The sequence below is a fragment of the Bacillus halotolerans genome, assembly GCF_004006435.1.
Classification (GTDB): domain Bacteria; phylum Bacillota; class Bacilli; order Bacillales; family Bacillaceae; genus Bacillus; species Bacillus halotolerans.
The window spans coordinates 3,762,859-3,775,216 of the sequence record NZ_CP029364.1; the positions used below are offsets into that span (position 1 = coordinate 3,762,859).

Sequence of the window (12,358 nt, forward strand, 5' to 3'; positions counted from 1 at the left end):
GACCTCCTCTTAGGGGAGAGTCAACGGATTTCTTTCTATGAAGCTGTTCGCACTTTATAAACGTCCTTTACCAGCGGACAGTTATTCATTGCTGGGAATAAGCATGTCAATGTGCTGCGGAAGGACTTGAATCACAGCGGGTGTATGTGTGTACACTTCTCCATCTGTATCAGCCTTTTTGACGGTATCCGTTTCAATTTCGACGCGAGAGGCCTGAACATAGGACAGCTCACCGGTGAACCGCTCTGTTGTGCCCTGTTCCATATTCATCAGCTCGCGCAAAGCGGAGAGATTGGTGCTGCGGCAAATGAGGATATCAAGTAATCCGTCACATATACTGGCATCCGGCAGGGGAATTCGATTCGTTCCGATGTACTGTCCGTTCATGACAAGAAGCATAACGGCTTCATCTTTTATCTCTTGCCCATCGATTGTCAATGAAATAGGAAAGGATTCAGCAGATGAGACGGTCCGTAACGCGCTTGTAAAATAGCTGATTTTTCCTAATAGCGCTTTTTCCGTTTCGTTGATTTGATTCGATGTTTCTGCGATCAGGCCGATCCCCCAGAAATTCAAAAAATAACGATCGTTCATCTGGCATACATCAACCTTGGATTTTTTTCCTGAGACGAGTGCTTCGGCTGCCTTTGCAAGATGTTGAGGAATGCCCAGCACTCTTGAAAAGTCATTGCACGTTCCGCCGGGCAAAATACCGACAGCTGGCTTTCTTTCTAAAGAACTGATGCCATTGATGCATTGATGGACTGTACCGTCGCCGCCGAGAATAAAGACAGTCTCGATAGAATCATCTATTGAACGGCAAAAATGATAGGCATCGTCTTTTTTCTTTGTCTGTTTAATGATCACCTCATCTAACGATTGTGATAACACCGGCACAACAGCTCCTAATGCTTTTTCTATATTTTTGTTGCCGGCGTTTCCGTTATGAATAAGTAAAGCTTTCCTGTGGCTCATACAAAACTGCTCCTTTATTTATACATCTGATTATATAATTCCCTTATCTTGTAAGGAGTAAACGGAAAGCAAAAAATCCTCCGATATAAGCGGTGGCATTTGCCGATAAGGCGGTTTCCTTGCTATCATAAGAACAGATGATGAAAAAGGAGAGGTCTTCATTGAACATGGACTTTAATTTATTTATGAATGATGTTGTCCGCCAAGCGAGACAAGAAATTACAGCTGCCGGATATACCGAACTGAAAACAGCTGAAGAGGTGGACGAGGCACTTACGAAAAAAGGAACGACGCTTGTCATGGTCAACTCTGTCTGCGGATGCGCGGGCGGGATCGCAAGACCGGCTGCATACCATTCCGTTCATTATGACAAAAGACCTGACCAGCTCGTGACTGTGTTTGCGGGACAGGATAAAGAAGCGACGGCAAGAGCGCGCGAATATTTCGAAGGATATCCGCCATCCTCTCCGTCATTTGCTATTCTAAAAGACGGAAAGATCATGAAAATGGTCGAGCGTCATGAAATTGAAGGACATGAGCCAATGGCAGTTGTCTCAAAACTGCAGGAAGCCTTCGAGGAATATTGCGAAGAAGTATAAGATAAAACCCCGGATGCCCGAGTGGCACGGGGTTTTTTTGTGCATAAAATTCTAAGTCATGATGAATAAATATTAGAGTTTATTCAATGGATGCGCTATAAAAGATGTCCTTTTGCCTAGTGATAGGAGAAGAGATTGCTGGAAAAATAAGCTTCGAGATAATTTTTAAAAATAGTATTGCATAAAAATAAGAAAGTGTTTAAAATACAAATTAACGAATAAATATTCAAATATGATAAAAGTAATGAATATGGGGGAAATGGATCATGAAAAAATGGCTCTTATTACTGGTAGCTGCGTGCATCACCTTTGCATTATCTGCTTGCGGCTCAAGCAGTTCAGGTTCAGAAAGCGGCAAGAAAAAATTAGTTATGGGAACTTCGGCGGATTACAAACCGTTTGAATATAAAGATGGCGATAACATTGTCGGTTTTGATGTAGATTTGGCAAAGGCCCTTGCGAAGAAAACCGGCTACGAAATTGAAGTGCAGGATATGGACTTTAACAGCTTAATTACAGCACTGAAATCAAAACAAGTTGATTTGGTTTTGTCAGGAATGACACCGACGCCTGATCGTAAAAAACAAGTTGATTTTTCCGATGTATATTACACAGCGAATCATATGATTGTCAGCAAAAAAGACAGCGGCATTAAGTCTTTAAAAGATCTCAAAGGAAAAACAGTCGGCGTTCAGCTTGGCTCCATTCAGGAAGAGAAGGGGAAAGAGCTTTCTCCGGAATATGATTTTAAAACAGAAGACCGCAACAGAATTTCTGATTTGGTGCAGGAAATCAAATCTGACCGCTTTGACGCCGCGATTATTGAAGACATGGTGGCAGAAGGGTATTTCAAATCAAATGATGACCTGCAGGGCTTCGTGATTCCTGATGCGAAAGCGGAAGAAGCCGGTTCTGCGATTGCTTTCAGAAAAGACAGTGAGCTGACGGACAAATTCAATAAAGCGCTCAAAGAAATGCAAGATAACGGAGAGCTCGAAAAATTGAAGAAAAAATGGTTCACTGGCGAGAAGTAAAAAAGCGGCTCAACTTTTTCGTTGAGCCTTTTTATTGAATAGGAAATCTTTTTTCCTGTAAGAAAAGGAGACAAAGGCTATGAATTTGGATTTTTCAGCAACGATTCCCCAAATTCCTTTTATATTAGAAGGCTTAGCAATCACATTAAAAATTGTTGTTGTATCTGCTATTATCGGACTTATATTAGGGATTGTGCTAAGCTTATGCAAGATCAGCACATTCCGCCCGCTGATCTGGATTGCTGATTTTTACACATCAGTATTTCGCGGCACGCCTTTAGTGCTGCAGCTTATGATTGTTTATTTCGGGCTCCCGCAGCTGCTCGGCTTTCAAATTGACCAGTTTTGGGCGGCGGTTGTCGCATTGTCACTGAATTCCGCTGCTTATGTATCGGAAATTATCAGAGCGGGAATCAACGCAATTGATAAAGGGCAAAAAGAGGCTGCTGTCGCACTGGGTGTTCCGTACGGCAAAATGATGAAGGATCTGCTTTTGCCGCAGGCCTTCAAAAATATATCACCTGCCATTGTAAATGAATTAATTACGTTAACAAAAGAATCGGCGATCGTTACAGTTATTGGTCTTGGCGATGTCATGAGACGCGCGTATCAAGCTGGCGCCGCCACTTACAATTACCTTGAGCCGCTGATTATCGCCGGATTGATTTATTATGTGCTTGTCCTTATTTTAACGTTTATCGGCAAGGCTGTAGAAAGGAAGCTGAAATCCAATGATTAAGGTTGAAAAGCTGTCAAAATCATTTGGGAAACATGAAGTATTAAAAAACATTTCAACAAACATCGCTGAAGGTGAGGTTGTTGCCGTCATCGGCCCTTCAGGCTCAGGCAAATCAACATTTCTTCGCTGTTTGAATCTCTTGGAGAAACCTAACGGCGGAACCATCACAATTAAAGACAAAGAGATTACGCAGCCGAAAACCAATACATTAAAGGTACGGGAAAACATCGGAATGGTATTTCAGCATTTTCATCTTTTTCCGCACAAAACGGTTCTCGAAAATATCATGTACGCGCCTGTAAATGTCAAAAAAGAATCCAAGCAGACTGCACAGGGAAAAGCCGAAGAGCTGCTGCGCAAAGTCGGATTGTTTGAAAAGCGAAATGACTATCCAAACCGTTTATCAGGCGGACAAAAGCAGCGTGTCGCCATCGCTCGTGCTTTGGCAATGAATCCTGAAATCATGCTGTTCGACGAGCCAACGTCCGCGCTTGACCCTGAAATGGTCAAAGAAGTGCTCCAGGTCATGAAAGAACTGGTCGAAACCGGTATGACCATGGTAATCGTTACACACGAAATGGGCTTTGCAAAAGAAGTGGCCGACCGCGTGTTATTTATGGATGAAGGAATGATCGTCGAGGACGGCAACCCGAAAGAATTTTTTCTTTCGCCAAAATCCAAAAGAGCGCAGGACTTTTTAGAAAAAATATTATAGAATATAGGGAAAAAGGAGAAGGCTTGTGCTTCTTCTTTTTTGTTGAAGAAACAAATAGAATGGAGTCCGACATGTTTAAAATTGGTTACCGCACAATAAAGACCGCACTTGGAACAGCTCTGGCTATTTATTTAAGCCAGCTATTGCATTTGCAAAACTTCGCATCAGCAGGAATCATCACCATTTTGTGCATACAAATCACACAAAAACGGTCGCTTCAAGCGTCATGGGCCCGATTTGCAGCATGCTGTCTGGCAATTCTCTTTTCCTATCTCTTTTTCGAACTGATTGGTTATCATCCATTTGTCATTGGATTGCTTTTGCTGATTTTCATCCCGACAACAGTTGTATTAAAAATCAACGAAGGTATCGTCACCAGCTCTGTTATTATCCTTCATCTGTATATGTCCGGCGGCATTACGCCCCAATTCATCTGGAATGAAGTCCAGTTAATTACGGTGGGAATCGGCGTTGCTCTTTTAATGAATCTGTATATGCCGAGCCTTGACCGGAAGCTGATCGCCTATCGAAAAAAGATAGAGGACAATTTTGCTGTCATTTTCGCAGAAATCGAACGGTATTTGTTAACTGGTGAGCAAGATTGGACAGGAAAAGAAATTCCGGAAACACACCAGTTAATCACTGAAGCCAAAAACCTGGCGTACCGAGATGTACAAAACCACATTCTGCGCCACGAAAATCAGCACTATCATTATTTTAAAATGAGAGAAAAACAATTTGAAATCATCGAGCGTCTTCTTCCTAAAGTGACATCCATCTCCATTACGGTGGATCAGGGAAAAATGATTGCTGAATTTCTTCGTGATCTGCGGGAAGCAATTCACCCGGGGAATACAGCCTACAAATTTTTGAAAAGACTTGCTGACATGAGAAAAGAATTCGAAGAGATGCCGCTTCCTGCGACAAGAGAAGAATTTGAAGCGAGAGCCGCACTCTTTCATCTTCTTGGGGAAATGGAGCAATATTTAGTGATCAAAAGTTATTTCAAAGGAATCAAAGCAGAAAAATCGCTCGCTTAACTCGCATGAGCTCATCCTCCATTGGTCAACCTAATGGAAAAGGAGGAGCTTATGCGTTTTTTCTTATGTTCAATATTGATGATTATTTCTCCGATATGGCCTCTTGGCGAAAATCCGCTTCCAGGTGACCCGTATGTTATTGTCAACAAGAAAACAAATGAGCTTGCTGTCATCATCGACAACAAAATTGAAGGCGTTTATCGTGTGGCAACCGGAAAGTCGGATGATCTGACGCCTGAGGGAGAATTTTCGATTACAGTAAAAGCGGCGAATCCTTATTACAGAAAGAAAAATATTGAAGGCGGAGCTTCTGAGAATCCGCTTGGGGCAAGATGGATTGGGTTTGATGCGAGAAGGACAGACGGCCGGATATACGGTATTCACGGAACAAACCGGGAAGAATCTATCGGTCAATTTGTATCTAACGGCTGTATACGAATGCATAACGATGAAGTTGTCCATCTGTTTCAAGAGATTCCGGTGGGGACGAGAGTGCTGATCACGAAAGACTCCCGGTCTTTTGAGGAGATTGCCATTGAGCATAAAGCCCTGATAAAAAAGCAGGTTGTTCCTGTTCAATAGGCCGCCTGCTTTTTTATCATTATAAAAACATAACGATTCCTGAGAGTACTGTTGAAAGAATAAAAACTCCCAAAATCACGATTAAAACGCTTTTCATCAGTTTTTGAGACATGGTTTCACTCCTTAGACAATCTGATTATATTTTATCGTGTTTTGTATGGGCGGACAAGCGATATCTATTGCCGGAAAGCAGGGATGAAAATGACCGGACTTGACCATATTGGGATTGCCGTTTATTCCATAAACAAGGCCAGAGCTTTTTATGAAGATGTATTGGGATTAACGTTTCTTCATCAAGAAACGGTTGAAGAGCAAAAGGTGACCATTGCTCTTTTCCGAGCGGGAGGCGTTTATTTGGAGCTGATCGAGCCGTTAACGCCTGACAGCCCTGTCCGTACATTTTTAGATAAAAAAGGAGAGGGGCTGCACCATGTTGCGTTTCTATGCAGCGGCTTAACAGATCAGCTTCAAGCATTATCAAACCGGCAAATTGATGTAATAGACAGGCAGCCGAGACAGGGAGCAAACGGGAAACAGATCGCGTTTATTTCTCCGCGGGAAACAAATGGCGTGCTTGTAGAGCTCTGTGAACCGAAAGGAGATCAAGACATTGAACATGAATGAACATATCGGTCATCTATACAACAGGCGCAGGCAGGCGGAAGAAGGCGGGGGACATGCAAAGCAGGCTGAACAGCGGAAAAAGGGAAAGCTCACAGCGCGGGAAAGGATCGCCTATCTCCTGGATGAGGATAGTTTTATCGAATTATATCCTTTCATGGAGAGCCGAAGCTTAACGAGGGAGCAGCGTATATTGGGAGATGGAGTCGTGACGGGCTACGGGACGATTGACGGCCGCTCTGTATATGTGTTTGCGCAGGATTTTACCGTATTCGGCGGGGCGCTTGGCGAAACCCATGCGAAAAAAATCACCTCACTGATGGATCTTGCAGCAAAAAATAAAGCACCGATTATCGGGCTGAACGACTCAGGTGGTGCGAGAATTCAAGAGGGTGTGGTATCATTAGATGGATACGGTCACATATTTTACCGAAACGTCTTATATTCCGGAGTCATTCCGCAAATCTCGGTTATATTAGGGCCGTGCGCTGGAGGCGCTGTGTACTCTCCGGCACTTACTGATTTTATCTTTATGGCAGAACAGACGGGCCGAATGTTTATTACCGGTCCGAAGGTCATTGAAAAAGTAACAGGAGAACAGGTTGATGCGGAGAGCTTAGGAGGAGCGGGAATACATAATGCCGTCAGCGGAAATGCCCACTTTTCCGGAAAAACGGAAGAGGAGGTTCTGGCAGGAGTGAAGAAGCTGCTGTCTTATTTGCCGCTCGACAAACAGATATCACTACCTTCATCTGTGGATGAGGCCTCCAGCTCGTTAATAAACCGCCTCGTGCCGGCTGACAGCACAAAGCCGTATGATGTTCGGGCGGTGATTCAGGAATTGGCTGATCCGCAGTCTTTTTTTGAGATTCAGCCGTATTTTGCGAAAAATATAGTCATCGGATTTGCAAAGCTTGGCCAAAAAACGATCGGAATTGTGGCAAACCAGCCGAAACATTTAGCAGGAAGCCTGACGATTGACGCGGCTGATAAAGCAGCGAGATTTATCCGGTTTTGTGACGCCTTTGACATCCCGCTGTTAACTGTCGAAGATGTTCCGGGGTTTTTGCCCGGCATTCAGCAGGAGCATAACGGCATTATCAGACACGGAGCCAAATTGCTGTTTGCTTATGCAGAAGCGACGGTCCCGAAAGTAACGCTCATTATCAGAAAAGCGTATGGCGGGTCGTATGTCGCCATGAACAGCAAATCCATCGGAGCGGATCTCGTGTTTGCTTGGCCAAATGCCGAAATCGCAGTGATGGGTGCTGAAGGTGCGGCATCTATTTTGTATGATAAGGATATTGAAGCGTCAGCTGACCCGCAAAAGACAAAACGCGAAAAAACAGCTGAATACAAAAAACAAAACTCCAGCCCTTACAAAGCGGCGGCATGCGGAATGATCGATGACATCATTTTGCCGGAAGAATCCAGGAATAGACTCATCCAAGCTTTTCACATGCTTGCACATAAGACAGAAGAGAGACCGAAAAAAAAGCACGGTAACATACCGCTTTAACATGGAGGGACTTACAAATGGTGAATGAAAAACGCCTGCTGGAAGAATTTTTAGAGCTTGTTCAAATCGATTCAGAAACAAAGCACGAGGCTGAAATCTGCAAAGTGCTGAAACAAAAATTTTCTGATTTAGGTGTAGACGTAAAAGAAGACGATACGATGGATATCACTGGCCACGGAGCCGGTAACCTGATCTGCACATTAAAAGGGACGAAAAAGACAGATACAATTTATTTTACATCTCATATGGACACAGTCGTACCCGGAAACGGCGTAAAACCGGTTGTTGAGGACGGATATGTCAAAACAGACGGCACAACGATTTTAGGCGCCGATGACAAAGCCGGATTGGCTGCCATGTTTGAAGCAATTAAAGTGCTCAAAGAAGAAAACATTGAGCATGGCACGATTGAATTCATCATCACTGTAGGTGAAGAATCAGGTCTTATCGGGGCAAAGGCGCTTGACCGTTCCATGATGACAGCATCCTACGGTTATGCTCTTGATTCAGACGGAAAAGTCGGCAATATCATTGTTGCGGCACCGACTCAGGCGAAGGTAAGAGCGGCGATTTACGGTAAAACTGCACACGCTGGAGTTGAACCAGAAAAAGGTATATCAGCGATTACAATCGCAAGCAAGGCGATTTCAAAAATGCCATTGGGCCGCATCGATGAAGAAACAACAGCAAACATCGGCCGGTTTGAAGGCGGCACACAAACGAACATTGTGTGCGATGAAGTGCATATTCTCGCTGAAGCGCGTTCTTTAGTTCCTGAAAAAATGGAAGCGCAGGTTCAAAAAATGAAAGCTGCTTTTGAAGAGGCGGCAGCTGATATGGGCGGACGTGCAGAAGTTGAAATCGAAGTCATGTATCCAGGGTTTAAATATCAAGATGGCGACCAAGTCGTTGAAATCGCGAAAAAAGCAGCTGCGAAAATCGGACGCACAAGCGAGCTGCAAACGAGCGGCGGCGGAAGCGACGCAAACGTAATCGCAGGCCATGGCATCCCAACGGTCAATCTTGCTGTCGGGTATGAGCAAATTCATACGAAGAACGAAAAAATGCCGATTGAAGAGCTGGTGAAAACAGCAGAAATGGTTGTTGCCATTATTGAAGAAGCAGCAAAATAATGAAGAAAAACCCGAGTGCGGATCTGGCATTCGGGTTTTTTTCTGACAGTCAGTGCCATTGTCGAAGCGGCCAAAATAACACGTCTTGTTTTTTGGCAAAATGAAGCAGCGGTTCTGAGTCTGGTAAAGTGATTTCGTGAGCATCAGCCACTGTATTGATTGAAAACTGGGCCTCGGCTCTTTGAAGAAGCCAAGGATGATGGTGAATGTCCTCATAATAGAGCTTGTCACGATGGGCGGTGTAGAGTCTGTAGCGCTCCGTCAGCCAGTAATCAAGCGAACCCTCTTGCGCTGTAAAAGGCGCAGAGAGCGGCCGGTACTTGGCGCCGAATTCTGCTTTTCCGGCGTCTCTCCGTTTGCTTCTATATTCCATATCAGCCCCATTTTTTTCGGCTTTCATATCGGCGTAAAAATAAGGCAAATGAAAGAAAGTCCGTGCACCTTGAACTGCCAGCCGATGATCAGCATCTAAGCTGAAGAAATAAATGCCCGGCTTGCCTTTATAGGTGACATAAGTGCGCAGGTTAAGCTCTGGAAAGGACTGGGCTCCGGGAATAGGAGGGAGAAAACGCGCGCGAAGGTTTGTGAGCATAAAGGGAAGCACGCTGACCCAAGCTTGTCCGTTATATGTATCTATGTCCAATATCGGCGGAATCTTAGCTCGAAGGGTAGAGTAATCAACCGGCCAATGAGCAAATAAGACATCATTCCATGTTTGTTTCATGATCCAAATTCCCTCAGGCACAGAAATATTTTTTTGTTGAGACTGTTCCGTCACGACACCAGCTCCTTTCCTTTGGATGTGAGTAAAGGTATTCCCGATTTTCTTCTTTTTAAACGGATGCAGGTTCTAAAAAGTGATGGAAATAAAAAAACAACTCCGAACAAAAGCCGGAGTTGTTTTTTTATTTCACCGGCTCTGTAAAAGCGGCTGTTTTTTTATGTTTATGGTGTGTCATCTGAAGTACGACGTTTTGTACTGTCAAGAACAGGCCGCTGGTGAACCAGTACAGCGGAAGGGCCGCAGGTACATTAAGCGAGAAAATCGTCATCATCACAGGGAAGAGAAACACCATTAGCTTTGCAGATTGCTGCGCTGCCGGATTTTGCGGGACAGCGGAATATTTCGCGCTCAGCTTTTGAGCGACATAAGCTTGGACAAAATACATAATCCCTGCACTAAGGGACATGAGAATATCAGATTGTCCTAAACTGAACCATAGAAACGAGTGTGACGCAATTTCAGGTGTTGAGCGAATCGCGTAATAAAGCCCAATCATAATCGGAGACTGAATTAGCATTGGAAGACAGCCCATCGCAAGCGGGTTGATATTATGCTCCTGATACAGCTTCATCATTTCCATTTGAAGTTCTTTCTGTTTTTCCGGGTCCTTTGTCTTTTTGATTTTGGCTTGAATGTTGTCTGCTTGCGGTTTAATGACTGCCATTTTCTCTTGGAACACACGCTGTTTTTTAAACTGATTGACAAACAAAGGCAGTACCACAACGCGCACAATAACGGTTACAAGTATGATAGACAACCCGTATTCTCCGTGAAACAGTCCGGCAACGCCTTTCAGCAGCGAGGAAAACGGCTCAATTAAATAGTCGTGGAAAAAACCGACGTTACTGAGGCCTCCCACCTGATTTGTTGCAGCAAAAGCTGCGTTGCCCGAGCATAATACGATCAAAAAGGCCCCTAAAGCCAAAAGTTTCTGATATGTTTTTAACAATTTGTTCTCCTCCTTTTTATAAATGCGGTTTATAAAAGAAGGGAACTGACGTCTTCATCATCATTTACAGGTGAATTCATGCGGAAGACTTTACGTATCCAAGTTGTAATGCGATGATATATAATAATAAGAAAGTCTGTTCGGTTTATTCGAAAGACCGTCTGATGTTCATCTGTTCGTTTTGATTTCCACTGCTCGCCGGCTCGGCACTCTCGCAAGAGAAAAGCAATTCCGATGGCGGTCAGAGCCGGAAGAATAATTGTGAAAAAATCGACTAAGAATAAAACGTCATTTATCGATTCCACAAACATTGTAATCACATCCATTCAATACCTTCATTTTACTATATGTACAAGCCGTTGTCTAATGAACGGAAAGGAGATATGTTTATGCCGGGGAAAGGCCGAATTATTTTCCATATTGATATGAACAGTTTCTATGCATCGGTGGAAATGGCATATGACCCGGCTCTCCGAGGAAAGCCGGTTGCAGTTGCCGGAAACGTCAAAGAACGCAAAGGCATCGTCGTCACATGCAGCTACGAAGCAAGGGCGCACGGCGTGAAAACAACCATGCCGGTTTGGGAAGCAAAGCGTAACTGTCCTGAGCTCATCGTCCTTCCGCCGAACTTTGACCGGTACAGAAGCTCTTCAAGAGCGATGTTTAGCATCCTTCGTGAATATACAGATCTGGTGGAGCCTGTATCCATCGACGAAGGCTATATGGATATGACGGATACACCATACAGCCGCAATGCCTATGAGACGGCAAAAGAAATACAAAGCAGACTGCAGAAAGAGCTGCTGCTTCCGTCAAGCATCGGAATCGCCCCGAATAAATTTCTCGCCAAAATGGCATCCGATATGAAAAAGCCGCTTGGGATCACCATCCTGAGAAAAAGAGAAGTGCCTGATATCCTTTGGCCTCTCCCCGTTGGAGAAATGCATGGCGTAGGCAAAAAGACGGCGGAAAAACTGAACGGGCTCAGTATTGATACGATTGGAGATTTAGCGGCCGCTGACGAACACGCGCTGAAACGGCTGCTTGGCATCAACGGGCCCCGTCTAAAAAATAAAGCGAACGGCATTCACCATGCCCCTGTTGATCCGGAGCGCATTTATGAATTTAAAAGCGTAGGCAATTCATCCACACTTTCTCATGATTCTGCCGATGAGGATGAGCTGTTAGCTGTTTTTCGCAAACTGTCCGCATCAGTTAGCGGCCGTTTGCAGCGTAAGGAAGTAATGGCTTCAAAGCTGTTTATTATGATCAGATATGCGGACTGGAAAACGATTACGAGAAGCATCACACTGAAGAATCCGATAGATCAAAAAAACGAGATATATAATGAAGCAGAACATCTCTTCTTTAAGCATTGGAACAAAAACCCCATCAGGCTGCTCGGCATTACCGGAACGGATTTGGTAGAAAAAGAGCAGGCCTATAAGCAGCTCGATTTGTTCAGCTATACAGAGGATGCGAAGGATGAACCGATTCAGCAGATGATGGAAAAACTGAATGAAAAGTACGGTTCCAAGCTGATCAGAAAAGGTGCAAAGGTTAAAAAAGACGAGAGCAAAACAAGCGGAACAAGCTTTAATAAAGATTTTTTTCAAGATGAAAAGAAAAGCTGAATGTCTTGAAATAAGGGGGTGAAGTATGGTAATT

General features: G+C 44.1%; 15 protein-coding genes. 10 read left to right on the plus strand and 5 right to left on the minus strand.

The genetic code is table 11. From position 1 onward, the window contains the following. Positions 1-81: 81 nt before the first annotated feature. Positions 82-975 (minus strand): YegS/Rv2252/BmrU family lipid kinase, encoded by an 894-nt coding sequence (locus DIC78_RS19435; RefSeq protein ID WP_127696786.1) that lies wholly within the window; start codon positions 973-975, stop codon positions 82-84. A 161-nt stretch (positions 976-1,136) separates the two neighbouring features. On the opposite strand from DIC78_RS19435, the gene brxB reads away from it, so the two are divergent. The 6 genes from brxB (at position 1,137) to DIC78_RS19465 (ending at position 5,684) form a co-directional block, all read left to right on the plus strand. After that, positions 1,137-1,574, plus strand: coding sequence for a bacilliredoxin BrxB (brxB, locus tag DIC78_RS19440; RefSeq protein ID WP_024121978.1), 438 nt, complete (start codon positions 1,137-1,139; stop codon positions 1,572-1,574). A gap of 266 nt (positions 1,575-1,840) precedes the next feature. After that, complete coding sequence (artP, locus tag DIC78_RS19445) at positions 1,841-2,608, plus strand: arginine ABC transporter substrate-binding protein ArtP (RefSeq protein WP_127696787.1); 768 nt, start codon at positions 1,841-1,843, stop codon at positions 2,606-2,608. Positions 2,609-2,687: 79 nt separating this feature from the next. After that, a complete protein-coding gene (gene artQ / locus DIC78_RS19450) occupies positions 2,688-3,347 on the plus strand; it encodes an arginine ABC transporter permease ArtQ (RefSeq protein ID WP_014664528.1) in 660 nt (219 codons plus the stop codon). Beyond that, a complete protein-coding gene (artR, locus tag DIC78_RS19455) occupies positions 3,340-4,062 on the plus strand; it encodes an arginine ABC transporter ATP-binding protein ArtM (RefSeq protein WP_024121976.1) in 723 nt (240 codons plus the stop codon). The genes artQ and artR overlap by 8 nt, the downstream gene beginning before the upstream one ends. 71 nt (positions 4,063-4,133) lie before the next feature. Further along, positions 4,134-5,102: an aromatic acid exporter family protein gene (locus DIC78_RS19460; RefSeq protein WP_101861176.1), complete on the plus strand. Its 969-nt coding sequence runs from the start codon at positions 4,134-4,136 to the stop codon at positions 5,100-5,102. 51 nt (positions 5,103-5,153) lie between these two features. Next, the gene (locus DIC78_RS19465) at positions 5,154-5,684 is read left to right on the plus strand and encodes a L,D-transpeptidase (protein WP_106020071.1); all 531 of its coding nucleotides are present in this window, start codon (positions 5,154-5,156) and stop codon (positions 5,682-5,684) included. Between the two features lie 19 nt (positions 5,685-5,703). On the opposite strand, the gene prli42 is transcribed toward DIC78_RS19465, so the two are convergent. Further along, positions 5,704-5,796, minus strand: coding sequence for a stressosome-associated protein Prli42 (gene prli42, locus DIC78_RS21615; protein ID WP_003226489.1), 93 nt, complete (start codon positions 5,794-5,796; stop codon positions 5,704-5,706). Between the two features lie 89 nt (positions 5,797-5,885). Here prli42 and mce point away from each other — a divergent pair, with 89 nt between their 5' ends. Genes mce through DIC78_RS19480 form a run of 3 tightly spaced genes read left to right on the plus strand, consistent with a single transcriptional unit; the run spans position 5,886 to position 8,957 of the window. Then, entirely contained in the window at positions 5,886-6,308 is a 423-nt protein-coding gene (gene mce / locus DIC78_RS19470) for a methylmalonyl-CoA epimerase (RefSeq protein WP_127696788.1), read from the plus strand. Continuing rightward, positions 6,301-7,824: an acyl-CoA carboxylase subunit beta gene (locus DIC78_RS19475; protein ID WP_127696945.1), complete on the plus strand. Its 1,524-nt coding sequence runs from the start codon at positions 6,301-6,303 to the stop codon at positions 7,822-7,824. Before mce ends, DIC78_RS19475 begins: the two co-directional genes overlap by 8 nt. Before the next feature lie 17 nt (positions 7,825-7,841). After that, positions 7,842-8,957 (plus strand): tripeptidase T, encoded by a 1,116-nt coding sequence (locus DIC78_RS19480; RefSeq protein WP_044154721.1) that lies wholly within the window; start codon positions 7,842-7,844, stop codon positions 8,955-8,957. Between the two features lie 49 nt (positions 8,958-9,006). Here DIC78_RS19480 and DIC78_RS19485 read toward each other — a convergent pair whose 3' ends face one another. The 3 genes from DIC78_RS19485 to mifM form a co-directional block, all read right to left on the minus strand. Next, positions 9,007-9,735 carry a YqjF family protein gene (locus tag DIC78_RS19485; RefSeq protein ID WP_127696789.1) on the minus strand — a complete coding sequence of 243 codons (729 nt, stop codon included), beginning with the start codon at positions 9,733-9,735 and terminating at the stop codon, positions 9,007-9,009. A gap of 127 nt (positions 9,736-9,862) precedes the next feature. Continuing rightward, the gene (locus tag DIC78_RS19490) at positions 9,863-10,690 is read right to left on the minus strand and encodes a membrane protein insertase YidC (RefSeq protein WP_127696790.1); all 828 of its coding nucleotides are present in this window, start codon (positions 10,688-10,690) and stop codon (positions 9,863-9,865) included. 29 nt (positions 10,691-10,719) lie between these two features. Beyond that, a complete protein-coding gene (gene mifM, locus DIC78_RS19495; protein WP_081638334.1) occupies positions 10,720-11,007 on the minus strand; it encodes a membrane protein insertion/folding monitor MifM in 288 nt (95 codons plus the stop codon). A 72-nt stretch (positions 11,008-11,079) separates the two neighbouring features. Between mifM and DIC78_RS19500 the strand changes: the two genes are divergently transcribed. Beyond that, positions 11,080-12,324: a DNA polymerase IV gene (locus tag DIC78_RS19500; RefSeq protein WP_044154732.1), complete on the plus strand. Its 1,245-nt coding sequence runs from the start codon at positions 11,080-11,082 to the stop codon at positions 12,322-12,324. The last annotated feature ends 34 nt before the right edge of the window (positions 12,325-12,358 follow it).